An 18,565-nucleotide genomic window follows, 5' to 3' on the forward strand; every position below is an offset into this window, starting at 1 on the left:
TGCGTCGACCACCTCTGCCCCACGAGCCACGTGCGGGCACCGATGTTCTTGGAGTGATCACTGTGGCCCAAGCGCCCTCCCGTCTCGATGCCGCCATCTCCCTCGCGAAGCGTCGTGGCTTCGTCTTCCAGTCCGGCGAGATCTACGGAGGTTCGCGCTCCGCCTGGGACTACGGGCCCCTCGGTGTCGAGCTCAAGGAGAACATCAAGCGCCAGTGGTGGCGGACGATGGTCACCAGCCGCGACGACGTCGTGGGCCTCGACTCGGCAGTCATCCTGCCGCGCAAGATCTGGGAGGCCTCCGGCCACGTCGGTGTGTTCACCGACCCGCTGACCGAGTGCCTCTCGTGCCACAAGCGCTTCCGCGAAGACCAGATGCTCGAGGAGTTCGAGGAGAAGAAGGGCCGCGCCCCCGAGGGTGGCCTCGCCGAGATCGCCTGCCCCAACTGCGGGACCCGTGGGCAGTGGACCGAGCCGCGCGACTTCAACATGATGCTCAAGACCTACCTCGGCCCCGTCGAGGACGAGTCCGGGCTGCACTACCTGCGCCCCGAGACCGCGCAGGGCATCTTCGTGAACTTCGCCAACGTCGTCGGTGCGAGCCGCAAGAAGCCGCCCTTCGGCATCGGCCAGATCGGCAAGTCCTTCCGCAACGAGATCACGCCCGGGAACTTCATCTTCCGCACGCGCGAGTTCGAGCAGATGGAGATGGAGTTCTTCGTCGAGCCCGGCACGGACGCCGAGTGGCACCAGTACTGGATCGACCTGCGCACGGCCTGGTACGTGGACCTCGGCATCAGCCGTGACAACCTGCGCCTGTACGAGCACCCGCAGGAGAAGCTGTCGCACTACTCCACGCGCACCGTCGACATCGAGTACCGCTTCGGCTTCACAGGGAGCGAGTGGGGCGAGCTCGAGGGCATCGCGAACCGGACCGACTTCGACCTCAAGACGCACTCGGAGCACTCCGGCAAGGACCTCAGCTACTTCGACCAGGGCAAGAACGAGCGCTGGGTCCCGTACGTCATCGAGCCCGCGGCCGGTCTGACCCGCTCGCTCATGGCGTTCCTCGCCGAGGCGTACACCGAGGACGAGGCCCCCAACGCGAAGGGTGGCGTCGACACCCGCACCGTGCTCAAGCTCGACCCGCGCCTGTCGCCGGTCAAGGCCGCAGTCCTGCCGCTGTCGCGCAACGAGCAGCTCTCGCCCAAGGCGCGCGACCTCGCGGCCGAGCTCCGCAAGCACTGGAACGTCGACTTCGACGACGCCGGTGCGATCGGGCGCCGCTACCGCCGCCAGGACGAGATCGGCACGCCGTTCTGCATCACCGTCGACTTCGACACCCTCGAGGACCAGGCCGTGACGATCCGCCACCGCGACGACATGTCGCAGGAGCGCGTCGCCCTCGACCAGGTCACCGCGTACCTCGGCGCCAGGCTCCTCGGAGCCTGACGCCTGCTGGGCGCCGCACCACGCATCGCCCGGTGCTGCACGTCTGACGCCCGCGTCTCGGCCCTCCACGGGTCGTGGCGCGGGCGCTCGTCGTCCGGGGGAGAGGTGTGGCAGACCGTGCCCGGCGGGTGTCGTCGTGTGACCATCGTCGGGTGCCCTCCGACGCCCACCTCGACGACCTCCCGCTCGCCGTCCGCGCCGTCGCCTCCGTGCGCACCTCGCGGTGGCGCGGTCGACAGTTGCGCATGTGCCGCTACGACGCGCTGCACCACGACGGCCACGTCGAGACCGACGTGCGGCTCACCGTCATGTACCGACGGTCCCCAGCAGACTTCGAGACGGTGTCGCGGACCGTGCACCACAGCTGCCCCGAGGTCGGCACGGGAGCGTGGGTCGACGCCGCCGGTCGCGTGGTTGACGGTCCTGGTCCCCTCGACCACCCGGGCTGGCCCCGCAACGGTCGCCGGGTGCCGTGGCCGATGCCTGAGGCTCGCCCCGACCCGCGGCGCGCGGCACGGTGGCGTGCGGCTCTGGGTGGCGCAGCGCTCGTCGTCGGGATCGTGCTCCTCGTGGGGACTGCGGGCGACGGACCCGTCGGCGCGCTCGGTGCCCTGTCCGCGCTCCTCGGCGCCGCAGCCCTCGCGACCCTGCTGCGGGATGGGACGCGCCGGCGCTGACCTGCCGGACCGGTGGTCTGCTGCACGGGCAGGGCAGGGCAGGGCAGGGCAGGGCAGGGCAGGGCAGGGCAGGGCAGGGCAGGGCGCAGAGCAGGTGTCAGTGCCCCTCGACGGGCGTGTTGGCGACCGGGTGGCCGTCCGAGTGGCGTGACGAGTCCGCCGTCAGGTCGCCGCGCAGCGTGACCGCCGCGAGCACGCAGCACCCCGCGAAGACGACGGCACCGGCCACGACAGGGATCACCAGGTCGACCGCTGCCAGCACGCCGCCCAGGGCCGACCCGACCGCCAGCCCCAGGAGCCCGAGCACGCGCGCGGTGGCCCCGACGCGTCCGAGCAGCTCGTCCGGGACCAGACGCTGGCGCAGCGAGAGGGCACAGATGCTCCAGATGACCGCGTGCAGGATGTACAGCGCGAGCAGCACGCCTGCGACCAGCGGGTCCCTCGTCAGGGAGAGCCCTGTGAGCGTCACCGCGGCGAGGGCGAGGCTGGCGACGATCGTCCACCTGTAGCCCAGGCGACGCCGCAGCCGAGGCGCGAGGGCAGACCCGAGGAGCCCACCGAGCGCAGAGAAGGCGAGCAGCAGGCCGTATCCGGTGCCGTCCAGCCCGAGCCGCTCCTCGGCGACCAGGACGAGGATCGAGAACGGCAGCATGTACCCGACGCTGGCCAGCGCCCCGACCAGCGCGAGGCTGCCCACGACCCTGTGGTGCGCGAGCCAGACGATGCCGGCACGAGCCTCTGCGGAGACCGACGGGCGGGGCACGACGGCGTCCGCAGATGCCCTCGACGGGCGACGCACTGGCAGAGCGAGGGCGACGAGGCCCGCAAGCGCCCACAGCCCTCCCATCGCGAGGACGGGGGCAGCCGCCGCGAGCGCGAAGAGGAACCCACCGAGCGGTGGACCGGCGAGCTCGTCGGCGATGAGCTGACCCGCAGCGATCCGGCTGTTGGCGGTGTCGAGACGGTCGCGGCCGACGAGCGAGGGCACCATGGTCAGGGCCGCGCTGTCGACCATGCTCTCCAACGTCCCGACGACGGCCATCGTCGCGTAGAGGAGGACCAGCGACGAGACGCCGAGGTGGACCGTGAGCGCCAGGGCCACGAGCAACCCACCCCGCAGCAGGTTGGCGGTCACCATGAGCGTGCGGCGGTCTGCCCGGTCGACCCACACGCCGACGGGCAGCGCCACCAGGAGGCGGACGAGGGCGTAGAGCGTCGCGAGCCCCGCCACGAGACGAGGGTCGTCAGTCAGGGACGCCGCAAGGAGCGGCATCGAGACGAAGGCGATCCCGTCAGCCAGGTTGGACAGCGCGTTCGCACTCCAGAGCACGGAGAACAGGCGGCCTAGGGGCATCGGTCCACCTGAGAGGTGAGGGCGACCGAGCCGTGGTCGTCCGGTGAGCGTGCCACGAGGAGCCCTCCCATGCCTCTGCTCAGAGAGCAAGCGTGGCCCGGCGCACATCTCGGCGCGCCGGGCCAGGCTTGATCGGCTCGTCCCTGGGAGGCGTCTTCAGCCTGCTCCAGGGACCGCAGCCACTACTTGATGAAGAGCATCTCGCGGTACTTCGGCAGCGGCCAGACGGCGTCGTCGACCTGGGCCTCGAGGGCGTCCGCATAGCTGCGGGCCGTCTCCATGAGGGTCCGGACCGAGGACGCCGAGTGCTCCATGTGGGCCTTGGTGTCCGCGAAGTCGTGCTGCGCGAGCGCGGACTCCAGCTCCGTCACGGTCGAGAGCAGCAGGTTCGCGTTCTCGGCGATGACCTTGACCTGCGTGGTGTCGAAGGACACCCCGACCTCGTTGGCGACCGAGTACGTGGTCGCCAGGTCTGCGGCGTACTTGAGGGCGGTGGGGTAGATGACCGTCCGTGCCATGTCGATCACGAGGCGGGCTTCGACGGCGATCGAGTTGATGTACTGCTCGGAGTACACCTCGTACCGGGCGTTGAGCTCGACAGCGGAGAGCACGCCGGTCCGCTCGAAGAGCGCGATGACATCAGGCTCGGTGTAGACCGGGAGCGCCTCGGCGCTCGTCGGCAGGTTGCGCAGCCCTCGCTCCGACACGGCAGCCTCGTGCCAGTCGGAGGAGTAGCCGTCGCCGCCGAAGACCGCGTCGCCGTGCAGCTCCATGAGCTCCTTGACGACGACAGCGACGGCCTCGGGGCGCGTCAGCCCGGCGTCGAGCTGCTTCTCGAGCTGGTCGGCGACCCAGGTGAGGGAGTCGGCCAGCATGGTGTTGAGGGCTGTGAGCGGCCCGGAGATCGACTGCGAGGACCCGACAGCGCGGAACTCGAAGCGGTTGCCCGTGAAGGCGAAGGGCGAGGTGCGGTTACGGTCGCCCGGGTCACGCTGGAAGTTGAGGATCTGCGACAGACCGAGGTCCATCATGCCGCCGTCGGTCGAGACCGAGATCTTGCCGGCCTTGATGTCGTTGTAGACACCCTCGAGCTGGTCGCCGAGGTAGACCGAGAGGATCGCCGGGGGAGCTTCGTTGGCTCCGAGGCGGTGGTCGTTGGACGCCGACGCGATGACGGCGCGCAGGAGCGGGCCGTACTTGTGCACGCCGCGGATGACCGCACCGCAGAAGAGCAGGAAGTTGAGGTTGTGCTCGGGCGAGGTCCCCGGGTCCAGCAGGTTGCCCTGGGTCGAGTTCCCGACCGACCAGTTGACGTGCTTGCCCGAGCCGTTGAGGCCGGCGAAGGGCTTCTCGTGCAGCAGGCAGAGGAACCCGTGCTCGGCCGCGGTCGCCTTCATGACGGTCATGAGCAGCTGCTGGTGGTCCGCGGCGACGTTGGCGGACTCGTGGTACGGCGCGATCTCGAACTGCCCCGGGGCGACCTCGTTGTGGTGGGTCTTGGCCGGGATGCCCAGGCGGTAGAGCTTCTCCTCGAAGGCCTGCATGAAGACCTGGACGCGCTCGGGGATCGCCCCGAAGTAGTGGTCGTCGAACTCCTGGCCCTTGGCGGGCGGGGCGCCGAAGAGCGTGCGGCCCGAGAGCAGCAGGTCCGGGCGGGCGGCGGCGAAGTGCTGGTCGACGAGGAAGTACTCCTGCTCAGGGCCGCAGCTCGCGTCGAGCGGTGCGATGTCGGTCTCGCCCATGAGGGTCAGCACGCGGCGCGCCGAGGCGTCCATCGCGGAGATCGAGCGGAGCAGGGGGATCTTCTTGTCGAGGGACTCTCCGGTCCACGACATGAAGACCGAGGGGATCATCAGGGTCGCGCCGTTGGCGGTCCACATGATGTACGCGGGGCTCGTGGGGTCCCAGGCTGTGTAGCCGCGCGCAGCGTTCGTCATGCGCAGCGAGCCGTTGGGGAAGGACGAGCCGTCGGGCTCGCCCTTGATGAGCAGGCTGCCCGTGAACTCGGTGATCGCGTGACCGTCGGAGTTGGTGACGATGAACCCGTCGTGCTTCTCGGCCGTGATGTTGGTGAGCGGGTAGAACACGTGCGAGAAGAACTTCGCGCCCTTGCTCATCGCCCAGGTCTTCATCGCGGCGGCGACGATGTCAGCCGTGGCCGGGTCGAGCGGCTCGCCGGTCTTGACGGTCTTCTTGACGGCCTTGAAGGCGGTCTTGGAGAGCGCCTCCTCCATCTTCGCGAGGTTGAAGACGTCGGTCGCCCAGGTCTCGCTCAGCGGCTGCGTCTCGGCCGTCTGCACGGCGGGGCGGTTGAGGACCTCGGTGATCGCCTGGCTTCGGACGTGGTTGGCAGTCATGATCCAGCTCTCCATCGGTGACATTCGCTCTGGGCACGCTAAGGCCCGTGTGTTTCATGGAAGGGCCCCAGTGTTTCAGGCATGTTTCGTGACCGCTTCGCGAGAGCCCGCCTCGGTCCCTCTGTGCAGAGCTGGCGGACGGCCACGTCAGGCCACGTCGAGCCACCGACACATGTCGTCCTCCCCGTGCCAGGTGCGACGACGTGGCCTAGGGTGGTCGGCATGATCTTCCAGGGGGCTGAAGGCACATGACACTGGGCAAGGTGCTCGTCGTCGACGACAACCACGACATCTGCGACCTGCTCGCGCTCAAGCTCACGAACGCGGGCTTCGACGTCACCCAGGCGAACGACGGGATCACCGGTCTCGAGCTCGGGCTGAACGGGTCCTTCGACCTCGTGGTGCTCGACGTCATGATGCCGGGCATGTCCGGCATCGACGTGCTCCGCAGGCTCCGTGACGCCGAGCAGACCGCGACCACCCCGGTGCTGCTGCTCACCGCGAAGACCCAGGAGCGCGACGTCGAGTCGGGCTTCGGAGCAGGCGCCGGGGAGTACATGACCAAGCCCTTCAGCCCCCGGGAGCTGCTCGTGCGCGTCAAGGCGATGCTCGCACGCAGTCAGTCCTGACGTGGTGACGCTCTCCTGGTCCGTGCTGATCGGCACGCTGGTGGTGCTCGTCGTGTGCTGCACGGCGCTGCTGGTCGCGACAGTCGCCGTGAGGCTCTCTCGCGCACGCCGGGCACGGCGCCACGACGAGCGCACCGCCCAGGTGAAGCCCCTCGTCCTCGAGGTGCTCACGGCCGAGGACGAGGAGGTCGCGCCGGCCTGCGAGGCCGTCGCAGCGCTCCCTGACACGCTGTGGCCGACCGCTGAGACCTTCGTCCTGGCCGCCTTCGACTCTGTGCGCGGCGAGGTCCGTGACGCCCTCGTCCAGGTCCTCATCGCGCGGGGCACGCTCGACCGCGCCCTGGCCGCCACCCAGTCCCGCAGCGCCGTCAGGCGGGCTCGGGCCGCCGAGGTGATCGGGATCGTCGGGCACGTCTCCGGACGACGAGCTCTCGTCCGCCTGCTGTCCGACCCGAACATCGAGGTCCGCACCGTCGCCGCCCGTGCTCTCGGGCAGATCGGCGACCCGCACCTCACGTCGATCCTCCTCGACTCCCTGCGCCCGGGATCCGACGTCCCGCCGAGCGTCGTGGGGACGGCGCTCCTCGGGTCGGGCGAGACCGACACGGCCGCCCTCGAGGCCGGTCTCGCCGCCGACGACGAGGTCGTCCGGCTCACAGCCATCGCCGTGTCGGCGGAGCTGCTCGTCCTCGCGACAGCCCGAGCCGTCGCAGACCGCGGGCTGACCGACCCGTCGGTGACGGTCCGGGTCCAGGCTGCCCGAGCGCTCGCGCGGCTCGGCGGTGCCTGGGCCGTCCCGGCACTCGCGGCCGCGACCGTCCCGACCGAGGCGTCTGTCGTCAGGGTCGCGGCGACGCGCACCCTGGCCGAGATGCCCTTCCCGCCGGCCAGGGCGCACCTCGCCCTGCTCCGAGACGACCACGACCCCGACGTCCGCCGGCTCGCCACCGCTGCGACACCGTCCCGCGAGACCGCAGGAGGCGACCGATGACGCTCGACCCGGTGCGGGACGCCCTCCTGACGTTCTTCGACGTCTCAGGCCCGTGGCTCCTGCTCTACTTCTTCCTCATCAACACCTCGTACCTCGTGCTCATCATCCTGGCGAGCGTGAACTTCGGCAGGCACCTGCGGCGCACGCAGTTCTCCGGCACGACGAGCGCTGCGAGGTCTCCACTGACCCCCGGTGTCTCCGTCCTGCTGCCCGCGTACAACGAGGCGAACGTCATCCTCGACTCCGTGCGCTCGGTCCTCGACCTGCGGTACCCGGACCACGAGGTCGTCGTCATCAACGACGGCAGCACCGACGCGACCCTCGAGAGGCTCGTCGAGACCTTCGGCCTCGTCCGCAGCGGGCGGGACGTGGCGGGGCGGATCGAGGTCCGCGGGGCTGTGCGCGACGTGTGGGTCCCTGCCGACGAGAGCATCCCGCTGGTGGTCGTCGACAAGGAGAACTCCGGGCGCTCGGACAGCCTCAACATGGGGATCAACGTCGCCTCGCGCGACCTGGTCGTCATGGTCGACGCAGACTCCGTCCTCGACCCTGACGCACTCCTCGTCGTGTCCAAGCCCTTCGCCGACGACCCGCAGAACGTGGTCGCGACGGGTGGGGTCATCCGCGCGGCGAACGGCTGCCGCGTGGTCGGCGGACGTGTGGTCGACGTGCGGATGCCACGCTCGGTCGTGGCACGCATCCAGGTGGTCGAGTACCTCCGGTCGTTCCTGCTCGGCCGTGCCGGGTGGTCGCAGGCCGACGCGCTCATCCTCATCTCGGGGGCCTTCGGCATGTTCCGCCGGGACATCCTCCTCGAGGCCGGCGGGCTCGACGCCGACTCGATCGGCGAAGACTTCGAGCTCGTCATGCGTATCCACAAGATGATGAAGGACTCGAAGCGCGACTACAGGGTCGTGTTCGTCGCCGAACCCGTGAGCTGGACCGAGGTCCCCGACACCCTCGCGGTCCTCGGGCGCCAGCGCCGACGCTGGCACCGTGGTCTGTGGGAGGTCCTCTGGGGCTACAGGCGCATGACCTTCAACCCGCGCTACGGGCGCATCGGCATGGTGGCGCTCCCGTACTACTGGTTCTTCGAGCTCTTCGCCCCGCTCCTCGAGGTCGTCGGCGTGATCGTCGTGCCGCTCGGGCTGCTCCTCGGGGTGGTCAACGTCCCGTTCGCCGTGGCCTTCCTCCTCGTGGCCTACGTGTACGCCTTCTTCGTCACCTGCGCAGCGCTGCTCGTCGAGGAGATCTCGTTCCACAGGTACGCCCGGTGGCGCGACCTCGGCGCGATCGTCCTCGCCTCCGTCGCCGAGAACATCGGCTACAGGCAGCTCACCGCGCTGTGGCGCCTGCAGGGCTGGTGGGCCAGCCTGCGCAAGAAGAAGGCCGTCTGGGGGACCATGACACGGGCCGGCTTCGGCAGCAGCTGACGGCCGTCGCAGCCTCGCCTGGGGTGCCGGCTGGAGCGTGTTCTGGTCGCTCGCGTCCGCGGCGCCGGTAAGGGTAGCCTTGCCGCGATGTTCTCCTCCTCAGTACCAGATGCGCACACTGTCGCTGTGGGCACCACAGACGTGCTCCGCTGCCGTCGGTGAGCAGCACCATCGACGGCGCATCTCGCCGGCCGCCCCGCGTCGGCTGCGCCCGGATCTCCCGCGACCTCGACGAGCCGATGGCCGGGGCCGCCGGCCGGTCGGACGCGTGGGTGCTCGTCGAGCACCCGGGCCCGTGGCCTTCGGAGGCTCCGCAGGGCATCCTGCCCGGCGCTGTGCTCGCGCACCTCGAGCAGCCCGGCGTCCGGGTGGTGCTGATCCGCCGCCCGCGCTCGCGGACCGTCACCCGTCCCGTCTGCTTCGTCGCGTCGACGCACCCCGACAGCCCTTGGGTCCGCCGGTTCGAGATCGAGACCTACGACGACCTGCTGACCGTCGACGTTGCGACAGCCGTCGCTGGAGACCGACCCGCAGCGGGGGAGCCGCACGACCTCCCTCTCGTCCTCGTGTGCACCCACGGGCGCCGCGACGTGTGCTGCGCCGAGCTCGGTCGGCCGTTGCTCCCCGGCATGGCCGCACGCGACGACGTCGACGTGTGGGAGTGCACCCACGTGGGAGGAGACCGCTTCGCGGCCAACGTCGTGCTGCTGCCGCACGGGCTGCACTACAGCCGCCTCGTCGACCAGAGCGCCGCCGAGGTGCTCGACGCCTACGTCGACGGTCGGGTGGTCTCCGAGCACCTGCGCGGCCGCTCGGCCTTCAGCCAACCCGCCCAGGTGGCCGAGCACGCCGTGCGGCGACGCACAGGCATCACCGAGGTCGACGGCTTCACGATCCTCGCCGAGCAGGTGAGCGACGACGGCACGAGCGCACGCGTCGAGATCCGTCACCGGTCCACGACCTTCGTGGTCTGCGCCGAGAGGAAACCGACCCCGGGCGCACCGGACACCCACGCCTGCGTGCGGGGTGTCGAGCCCGCCCGGTGGAGCTCGTGGCGTGCGACCAGCGTCGAGCAGCTCGACGAGGCTGACGCCGGTGGTGGGATACTGGAGCAATGACTTCCGCGACCACCCTCGAAGCGACCGGCACGCCCACGGACGGGTCGGACGCGTCTGCGCAGGCCACGCCGTTCCTCCCGCCGTTGCGCATCGGTCAGCACACGGTTCCGTCGCCGGTGGTCCTGGCACCCATGGCGGGCGTGACGAACACCGCCTTCCGCAAGCTCTGCCGCGAGCACGGACCGGGTGGGCTGTACGTCGCCGAGATGGTCACGTCGCGTGCGATCGTCGAGCGCAACGAGCAGGCACTGCGCATCGTGACCTTCGAAGACGGTGAGTCACCCCGCTCCGCGCAGGTGTACGGCGTCGACCCGGCGACCGTCGGCGCGGCCGTCGAGATCATCGCGGGGGAGGGACGTGCCGACCACGTCGACCTCAACTTCGGCTGCCCGGTCCCCAAGGTCACCCGCAAGGGCGGTGGCGCGGTCCTGCCGTGGAAGCGCGAGCTCTTCACCCGCATCGTCGACGCCGCGGTCGAGGCCGGCGCGCGGCACGACGTCCCGGTGACCATCAAGATGCGCAAAGGGATCGACGACGAGCACCTCACGTACCTCGAGGCGGGGTTGATCGCCGAGCAGGCCGGTGTCGCAGCCGTCGCGCTGCACGCCCGGACCGCTGCCGAGTACTACTCGGGGACGGCCGACTGGTCCGCGATCCGTCAGCTCAAGGAGACCGTCACGAGCATCCCCGTGCTCGGCAACGGTGACATCTGGTCGGCCGAGGACGCCCTCGAGATGGTCCGCCAGACCGGCTGCGACGGCGTGGTCGTCGGACGTGGTTGCCAGGGGCGGCCGTGGCTCTTCGCCGACCTCATGGCCGCCTTCAACGGCTCCGACGAGCGGGTCACGCCCGGGCTCGGGTACGTCGCCGAGACGATCTACAGGCACGGCGAGCTCATGGCCGAGTTCTTCCAGGACGAGGACAAGGGCACCCGCGACCTCCGCAAGCACATGGCCTGGTACCTCAAGGGCTACGCCGTCGGCGGCGACGCGCGCCGCGCCCTTGCGATGGTCTCGACCCTCGCCGAGCTGCGCACGCACCTCGACACCCTCGACCACGACCAGCCGTACCCCGGCAAGGACGCGGAGGGTCAGCGCGGACGCCAGGGCAGCCCGAAGAAGCCGCACGTCCCCGACGGCTGGCTCTCGTCCCGCGAGCTGAGCGACGAGCACCGCGCCAAGCTCCTCGAGGCCGAGCTGAGCGTCTCGGGCGGCTGACCCGCCAGGCGTCTCATGCCTCGGTGGGGTCGACCGTCTCCGCGCAGCAGGCTTTTGTCAGACCCGGCGGACCTCGACCCGGCGAGCCAGCGCTGCCGCGCCCTCGGGTGTCGCGGTCCTCGCGCCGAGGTCAGTGGTCGTCACGGCGATCGCGCCTGTCGCCGAGCCGAGCGCGAGCAACTCGAGGGTTGTCCCGCCGCCCAGGTGCCCGGCGATCATGCCCGCGACGAAGCCGTCGCCAGCGCCGTTGGTGTCGACCACGACGTCGACAGGAGCGGCCTGGACCTCGATGAAGCCGTGCTCGTCGAGGGCCAGCGCGCCGCGGGAGCCACGAGTGCACACCGCGAGCCTGGCTCCGCGCGAGACGCGGTCGCGCAGGTAGGCGCTGGGGTCGTCCAAGCGCGACTCGCTGACGACCACGACGTCGGCCCCGTCGGCGAAGGGGCGCTGGAAGTCCTGCTGCCCGTCGTCGTCGTGCACGTCGCACCACACCGGCACCCCGAGGGCCCGGGCCTGCGCGATCAACGGGATGCTGCTGACGGCGAGGTCCAGCACGGCTACGGCAGCTCCGTGCAGGGAGGCACCTGCGTCGGGCGCGCCCAGAGCGTGCGGCAGCTCGAGGTAGATCGAGAGCCGACCTCCGTCGGCCGCCATGAGGTTCAGGTGGCGCTCAGACCTCCCACCGTCAGCCTCAGCGGTCTCGAGCCTGATGCGCTCGTGCGTGAGGGCGGCGCGGACCAGGGCGCCCGGCTCGTCGTCTCCCAGGATCGTCCGCAGGACGACGTCGACGCCCAGCGCGGCGAGCGAGACGGCCTTCCCCGCCGAGGTACCACCCAGACCGTCGCGGTACCCGGAGGCGAAGATGGTCTGGCTGACCGGTCCCGGGAGCGACTCCACCTCGACGAGGGTGTTCCAGGACGCCGGACCGTTGACGAACACGTGGCTCATGGCTCGAGCCTACGGTCGCCGAGGCATACGCCCGGTACGCCGCCGTGCGGTGACCACCCGTGGTCAGGAGGCGGTCCGCCCGACCCGCCGCAGGAGATACCGGCCAGACGCGCCGCAGGGGGCGGCCCCAGACGGGACCGCCCCCTGCGGGCGTCCTAGAGGTCGAGCGACCGAGAGACCGTCAGGCCTGGACCCACACCGTGGTGTCCTGCGGCACGGCAGTCTGCTCGCCGACCGTGGTCAGCGGACCGCTCGTGATGAGCACCTGGGCGCCAGCGGGCAGGGCGACCGGCGACTCGCCGAAGTTCGTCAGCACGAGCACGTCGTTGTTGACGAAGGCGAGCACCGAGGCCGACCCTGCGAAGTCCTCGACCCAGCCGAGCGACCCGAGACCGAGGTCCTTCGCACGACGCGTGGCGAGAGCCGCCTTGTACATGGAGTACGTCGAGCCCTCGGTCGTGCGCTGCACGTCGGCCGCGCACTCCTTGTAGGTGTCGGGCTGGGGCAGCCAGGTCTTGCCGGTCGGGCCGAAGCCGTAGCCGGGCGCGTCGGCGACCCAGGGGAGCGGCACGCGGCAGCCGTCGCGGCCGGCCTCGGTGTAGCCGGAGCGCCACCAGGCCGGGTCCTGACGGAGGTCGTCGTCGAGGTCGGTGTGCTCGGGCAGCCCGAGCTCTTCACCCTGGTACACGTACGCCGAGCCGGGGAGGCCGAGCATCTGGAGGGTCGCGGCGCGGGCGCGGCGCAGACCGAGCTCGGCGTCGGGCTGCGGGTCGGTCTTGCCGATCCCGTTCGGGCGCACCGCAGCACCGGTGAGGCCCATGCGGGAGGCGTGACGGACCACGTCGTGGTTCGACAGCACCCAGGTGGTCGGCGCGCCGACGGCGTCCGAGGCCTCGAGCGACGCGGTGACGACGCCGCGCAGCGCGGCGGCGTCCCAGGCCGTCGTCAGGTACGAGAAGTTGAAGGCCTGGTGCATCTCGTCGCTGCGCACGTAGCGTGCGAGGCGGCTCAGCGGCTCGACCCACGCCTCGGCGACGAGGGCACGGTCGCCCTCGTAGGGTGCGAGGACCTTGTGCCAGGCGCGGTAGATGTCGTGGACACCCTCCTGGTCGAACATCGGGCCGGAGTTGCCGGCACCCGTCGAGCCGTCGTCGGCGGCCTCGTGGGTTTCCTCGGGGCCGGGGGCCTCGGAGGAGCCCTCGACCATCGCGACCTCGCCGTCCCAGTCGGGCAGACCCGGGGCCTTGACCATGCCGTGGGCGACGTCGATGCGGAAGCCGTCGACCCCGCGGTCGAGCCAGAACCGCAAGATGTCCTCGAACTCGCTGCGCACCTCGGGGTGGTTCCAGTCGAGGTCGGGCTGGCGCGTGTCGAATATGTGCAGGTACCACTGGCCGTCGGTGATGCCGTCGGTCGCGGCTGCGGCGCGCTCGCTGACGCGCGTCCAGGCCGGTCCGCCGAAGATCGACCTCCAGTTGTTCGGCGGGAGCTCACCGTGCTCACCCTGGCCCTCGCGGAACAGGTAGCGGGCACGCTCGGGGCTGCCGGGGCCGGCGGCGAGAGCGGCCTGGAACCAGGCGTGCTCGTCCGAGGTGTGGTTCGGGACGAGGTCGGCGATCACCTTGAGGCCACGCTCGTGCGCGCCGGCCAGGAGAGCCTCGAAGTCGTCGTTCGTGCCGAACAGCGGGTCGACCTCGCGGTAGTCGGCGACGTCGTAGCCGGCGTCGGCCTGCGGGGAGCGGTAGAACGGCGAGAGCCAGATCGCGTCGACGCCGAGGTCGACGAAGTGGTCGAGCTTCGAGGTGATGCCGGGGATGTCACCGATGCCGTCGCCGTCGGCGTCGGCGAAGGAGCGCGGGTACACCTGGTAGATCACGGCGGTGCGCCACCACTCACGGGCTGCGTCGCTCGCCGCGTGGATCACGGAGACTGTGGGGCTGGTGCTGGTCAGCTCGAGGGCGTCGGCGGCCGGGGCGGCAGCTGAGGTCGAGTCGAGGTTGGTCACGGCGGAGAGGTCCTTCGTGGTCGGAGACGGTGGATCGGGGGGGTGGCGTGGGGGCTCAGCTCGGGCGCTGGGCGGCGTGGATCCGCATGTCGGGCGAGGCGCCCGTGGAGTTGCGGACGATGAGCTCGGGGTGGAACAGCAGCTCGGACCTCGGTGCGCTGCCCCCGTTGAGGAGGGCGACGAGAGCGCTGATGGCCGCGTGGCACATGGCCGAGACGGGCTGGCGCACCGTGGTCAGGGGCGGGTCGGTGAAGGCGATGAGCGGCGAGTCGTCGTAGCCGACGACCGACAGGTCGTGCGGGACGGTCAACCGGCGCTGGTGGGCGGCACGCACGACGCCGAGGGCCATGAGGTCGGAGCCGCAGACGATCGCGGTGTGCCCGGAGTCGATGAGGTCGCCGCCGGCGGCCTGGCCGCCCTCGACGGTGAACAGCGACGTCGCGACGTGCGGGCTCGCGTCCTCGATGCCGAGGTGGCGCTGCACGGCGTCCTGGAAGCCCTCGAGCTTGCGGCGGGCCGTGATGAAGCGGTCCGGGCCTGTGGCCAGACCGATCTTCTGGTGCCCGAGCGAGACGAGGTGGCGCACGGACAGCTCCATGGCGGCGGTGTCGTCGGCCGAGACGAACGGAGCCTCGATGTCGGAGGCGAAGCCGTTGATGAAGACGAGCGGGATGCCCCGGGCCAGCAGCCTGTCGTAGCGCTCGCGGCTGGCCTGGGTGTCCGCGTGCAGCCCGGAGACGAAGATGATGCCGTCGATCGAGTGGTCGAGCAGCATCTCGATGTACTCGTCCTCGGTCGTACCGCCGGGGGACTGGGTGCACAGCAGCGGGGTGTAGCCGCGCTGGGACAGCATGCTCTCGATCGTCTGCGCGAAAGCCGGGAACACGGGGTTGGTGAGCTCCGGGACGATCAGCCCGACGAGACCCGCGGACCGGTTGCGCAGCTTCTCGGGGCGCTCGTAGCCGAGCACGTCGAGGGCCGCGAGCACGGCCTGACGCGTCTCGGACGCGACGCCGACCTTGCCGTTGAGGACGCGCGAGACCGTCGCGGTGCTGACCCCGGCCTGCTGGGCGAGGTCGGTCAGGCGGGTCTTGCCGGCACCTGAGCCTTCGGGCGGGATGAGAGACACACCAGACCTCCTTGTCGTGCGTCAGGGCTGTCGTAGCGCTGATGGGCGTGGCCACGGAGGGTGGCCCCCGAGGCATGTTGCAAGACGTTGCAGAGCGACGACCGGCGCCTCATGCTACGACAGATCCGCGTGATCAGTGAAGAACTGGGCGATCTCACCCTCTGGCCTGCAAGGACTCTCGCATCGTTGCCTGAAAGTTACTGCAACGGCTTGCAAGGGGACGCCGGGACGGGCTACGGTCTGGTCCATCAGGGCCAAGGACGGTGGATCTCGCCGGAGGAGGCCGGGTTCATCACTCATCTTTGGGAGCACAACGATGCGACGGAGCATCCTTCTCGCCGGTGCGCTGGTCACCAGCCTCACCCTCGCGGCCTGCGGGTCGAGCGACGACAGCAACGACGACACGGCCTCGGGCGACGCGACGACGGCTGCCGCCGGCGGCGCCGGTTCGCTCACGATCTGGGTGGACGACACCCGCGAGGACGCGGTCGCCGCTGCCGCTGCGTCCTTCACGGAGGAGACCGGCGTCGACGTCGAGCTCGTCCAGAAGAACTTCGACGACGTCCGCCCCGACTTCCTCGCCCAGGTCCCGACCGGCGAAGGCCCCGACATCACCGTCGGTGCGCACGACTGGCTCGGCGAGTTCGTCAACAACGGCGTGGTCGCCCCGATCGAGATCGGCGAGAAGGCCTCGGAGTTCGACGAGGTCGCGCTCCAGGTCTACACGCTCGAGGGCCAGCTCTACGGCCTTCCCTACGGTGTCGAGAACCTCGCGCTGATCCGCAACACCGCGCTCGCCCCGGAGGCTCCCGCCACCTGGGACGAGATGGTCGCCGCAGGCCAGGCCGCCGGGACCAAGTTCCCCGTGCTCATCCAGAGCAACGGCGAGGCCGGCGACCCGTACACGCACTACCCGCTCCAGACGTCCTTCGGCTCGAAGGTCTTCGCCCAGGACGCCGACGGTCGCTACACCTCCGAGCTCACGCTCGCCGGTGAAGAGGGCCAGGCCTACGCCGCATGGCTCGCCGAGCAGGGTGCTGCCGGGATCCTCGACATCGACACCACGTACGACATCGTCGTCGAGGAGTTCAAGAACGGGAACTCGCCGTTCATCATCGGTGGACCGTGGATGGTCGACTCCTTCGAGGGCCTCGAGCTCGCGATCGACCCGATCCCCTCGGCCGGCGGCCAGCCGTCGCAGCCGTTCATGGGTGCTCCCGGGTTCTTCGTCAACGCGCAGAGCGAGAACCAGCTGCTCGCCAACGAGTTCCTCGTCGACTACATGTCGACCACCGAGGCCCAGGTCGCCCTCTACGAAGCCGGCAACCGTCTCCCGGCGCTGACCGCTGCTGCCGACGAGGTCGCCGCCAAGGACCCGATCGTCGCGGGCTTCCGTGACGCTGCCGCCGACGCCGTCCCGGCACCGTCCATCCCCGAGATGGCATCGGTCTGGACCTTCTGGGGCAACACGGAGGCTGCGATCATCTCCGGCAAGGCCGCCCCGGCCGAGGCCTGGGACAAGATGGTCAGCGACATCCAGGGCGCGATCGACGCCACACATCGCCCCGGTCCTCACCGTCGCCGACCAGAGCGGCGACGCGAAGCAGCGCTTCCAGTCCGGCAAGACGCTCATCGCCAACGACGGCCTATGAGCTCGACCCAGCAGAAGCCCGAGGCGCAGGTGGACGGCCCTCGGCGGACGCCCTCGTCCCTGCTCTCGCACGCGCGAGACTTCCGTCCAGGATTCCTCGTCAAGCTGGCGGTCATGGCCGTCATCGACGCCCTCGGCGTCTACGTCGTCATCACCGCCTTCACGGTCGGGTCGACGATCATCGCCTGGAGCATGATCGTGCTCCTCCTCGTGGCGAATGTCGTGTACTTCACCAAGCGCGCGCTGCCGATGAAGTATCTGCTGCCAGGGCTCGCCTTCCTCTTCGTCTACCAGGTGTTCACGATCGCCTATACGGGCTACATCGCGTTCACCAACTACGGTGACGGCCACAACGGCACCAAGCCGCAGGCCATCGAGGCTCTCCTCGCGCAGAACGAGAAGCGGGTCGAGGGCACCGACGCCTACCCGCTCGTCGTGGTGCGCGACGGCGACGAGCTCGGCTTCGCGATCATCGACGGCGACGAGGTCCGCGCGGGCACGGCCGAGGAGCCCCTCGCCGAGGTCGATGCCGAGGTCTCCGACGGTGCGATCACCTCGATCTCCGGCTTCGACATCCTCGACCGTCAGGGTGTGCTCGCCGAGCAGAAGGCCGTCGCATCGCTGCGGGTGGCCTTCTCCGACGACCCGAACGACGGCTCGATCCGCACTCAGGACGGCCGTAACGGCTACATCTACGAGTCGATCCTCGAGTACGACGAGGCCGCCGACACCATGACGAACACCGAGACCGGAGTGGTCTACTCCGAGAACGACTCGGGCCAGTTCGCCTCGCCCGACGGCGAGACTCTCAACGTCGGCTGGCGCGTGTTCACAGGGCTCGACAACATCAAGACGGCCTTCGGCGACGAGCGCTACTCCGTGCCCTTCGTCAAGGTGCTGATCTGGACCTTCGTCTTCGCGATCACCTCGGTCGTCGGGACCTTCCTCATCGGTCTCTTCTTCGCGATCGTCCTCAACGACCCGCGCCTGAAGTACCGGCGCATCATGCGCTCGCTGCTGATCCTGCCGTACGCCTTCCCGGCCTTCATGTCCTTCTTGCTCTGGCGAGGGATGCTCAACACGAAGTACGGCTTCATCAACGAGACGTTCTTCGGCGGTATGGACATCAACTGGCTCGGCGACCCGACGCTAGCGCGGCTGGCAGTCCTCGGCGTGCAGATGTGGGTCGGCTTCCCCTACATGTTCCTCATCGCGACGGGCGCTCTGCAGTCGATCCCGGGGGAGACCATCGAGGCGGCCAAGATCGACGGCGCCGGCGCGCTGCGCATCTGGCGCTCGGTGACGATGCCGCTGCTCCTCATCGCCGTGACACCGCTGCTCATCGCGTCGTTCTCGTTCAACTTCAACAACTTCAACATCATCGAGATGCTGACAGCAGGTGGTCCGATGTTCTCGGATGCCTCGGTGCCGATCGGCTCGACCGACATCCTCATCACGATGGTCTACTCCATCTCCGGGCTGGACGGAGGAGCGCCGAAGAACTACGGCCTCGCCAGCGCCCTCTCGATCATCATCTTCGTCATCGTGGCGACGATCTCGGTGATCAGCTTCAAGAAGTCGCGGACCCTCGAGGAGATCAACTGA

Annotated in this window: 13 protein-coding genes; 8 read left to right on the top strand and 5 right to left on the bottom strand. The window is 69.8% G+C overall.

Annotated features, from left to right (window positions below):
* The first annotated feature begins 62 nt into the window (after positions 1-62).
* Both ASG53_RS08860 and ASG53_RS08865 read left to right on the top strand, forming a co-directional pair.
* Positions 63-1,451 carry a glycine--tRNA ligase gene (locus tag ASG53_RS08860; protein WP_056133952.1) on the top strand — a complete coding sequence of 463 codons (1,389 nt, stop codon included), beginning with the start codon at positions 63-65 and terminating at the stop codon, positions 1,449-1,451.
* Between the two features lie 152 nt (positions 1,452-1,603).
* On the top strand, positions 1,604-2,128 hold the full coding sequence (locus ASG53_RS08865; RefSeq protein ID WP_056131670.1) for a hypothetical protein: 525 nt from the start codon (positions 1,604-1,606) through the stop codon (positions 2,126-2,128).
* A gap of 97 nt (positions 2,129-2,225) precedes the next feature.
* Here ASG53_RS08865 and ASG53_RS08870 read toward each other — a convergent pair whose 3' ends face one another.
* Together ASG53_RS08870 and ASG53_RS08875 are read right to left on the bottom strand one after the other, a co-directional pair.
* Positions 2,226-3,482 carry an MFS transporter gene (locus ASG53_RS08870; protein ID WP_082543932.1) on the bottom strand — a complete coding sequence of 419 codons (1,257 nt, stop codon included), beginning with the start codon at positions 3,480-3,482 and terminating at the stop codon, positions 2,226-2,228.
* A 182-nt stretch (positions 3,483-3,664) separates the two neighbouring features.
* Positions 3,665-5,839 (bottom strand): glutamine synthetase III family protein, encoded by a 2,175-nt coding sequence (locus ASG53_RS08875; protein ID WP_056133955.1) that lies wholly within the window; start codon positions 5,837-5,839, stop codon positions 3,665-3,667.
* A gap of 248 nt (positions 5,840-6,087) precedes the next feature.
* Here ASG53_RS08875 and ASG53_RS08880 point away from each other — a divergent pair, with 248 nt between their 5' ends.
* The 5 genes from ASG53_RS08880 to dusB all read left to right on the top strand — a co-directional run bounded on the left by ASG53_RS08880 (position 6,088) and on the right by dusB (position 11,227).
* Positions 6,088-6,468, top strand: a complete 381-nt coding sequence (locus ASG53_RS08880) for a response regulator transcription factor (protein ID WP_056131673.1) — start codon at positions 6,088-6,090, stop codon at positions 6,466-6,468.
* Positions 6,469-6,472: 4 nt separating this feature from the next.
* Entirely contained in the window at positions 6,473-7,459 is a 987-nt protein-coding gene (locus ASG53_RS08885) for a HEAT repeat domain-containing protein (protein WP_162246143.1), read from the top strand.
* Positions 7,456-8,892, top strand: coding sequence for a glycosyltransferase family 2 protein (locus ASG53_RS08890; protein ID WP_056131682.1), 1,437 nt, complete (start codon positions 7,456-7,458; stop codon positions 8,890-8,892). Before ASG53_RS08885 ends, ASG53_RS08890 begins: the two co-directional genes overlap by 4 nt.
* A 158-nt stretch (positions 8,893-9,050) precedes the next feature.
* Positions 9,051-10,010, top strand: coding sequence for a sucrase ferredoxin (locus tag ASG53_RS08895; RefSeq protein ID WP_056131685.1), 960 nt, complete (start codon positions 9,051-9,053; stop codon positions 10,008-10,010).
* Positions 10,007-11,227: a tRNA dihydrouridine synthase DusB gene (gene dusB / locus ASG53_RS08900; RefSeq protein ID WP_056131688.1), complete on the top strand. Its 1,221-nt coding sequence runs from the start codon at positions 10,007-10,009 to the stop codon at positions 11,225-11,227. Before ASG53_RS08895 ends, dusB begins: the two co-directional genes overlap by 4 nt.
* 57 nt (positions 11,228-11,284) lie before the next feature.
* On the opposite strand, the gene ASG53_RS08905 is transcribed toward dusB, so the two are convergent.
* From ASG53_RS08905 to ASG53_RS08915, 3 genes are all read right to left on the bottom strand, one after another.
* On the bottom strand, positions 11,285-12,175 hold the full coding sequence (locus tag ASG53_RS08905) for a carbohydrate kinase family protein (RefSeq protein ID WP_056131691.1): 891 nt from the start codon (positions 12,173-12,175) through the stop codon (positions 11,285-11,287).
* A 181-nt stretch (positions 12,176-12,356) separates the two neighbouring features.
* Complete coding sequence (locus ASG53_RS08910; RefSeq protein WP_156382726.1) at positions 12,357-14,180, bottom strand: glycoside hydrolase family 13 protein; 1,824 nt, start codon at positions 14,178-14,180, stop codon at positions 12,357-12,359.
* Between the two features lie 55 nt (positions 14,181-14,235).
* Positions 14,236-15,309: a LacI family DNA-binding transcriptional regulator gene (locus ASG53_RS08915; protein WP_056131694.1), complete on the bottom strand. Its 1,074-nt coding sequence runs from the start codon at positions 15,307-15,309 to the stop codon at positions 14,236-14,238.
* A 316-nt stretch (positions 15,310-15,625) separates the two neighbouring features.
* Between ASG53_RS08915 and ASG53_RS20590 the strand changes: the two genes are divergently transcribed.
* On the top strand, positions 15,626-18,565 hold the full coding sequence (locus ASG53_RS20590; protein WP_327286724.1) for an extracellular solute-binding protein: 2,940 nt from the start codon (positions 15,626-15,628) through the stop codon (positions 18,563-18,565).

The sequence above is a fragment of the Sanguibacter sp. Leaf3 genome, from assembly GCF_001425965.1.
Lineage (GTDB): Bacteria > Actinomycetota > Actinomycetes > Actinomycetales > Cellulomonadaceae > Sanguibacter > Sanguibacter inulinus.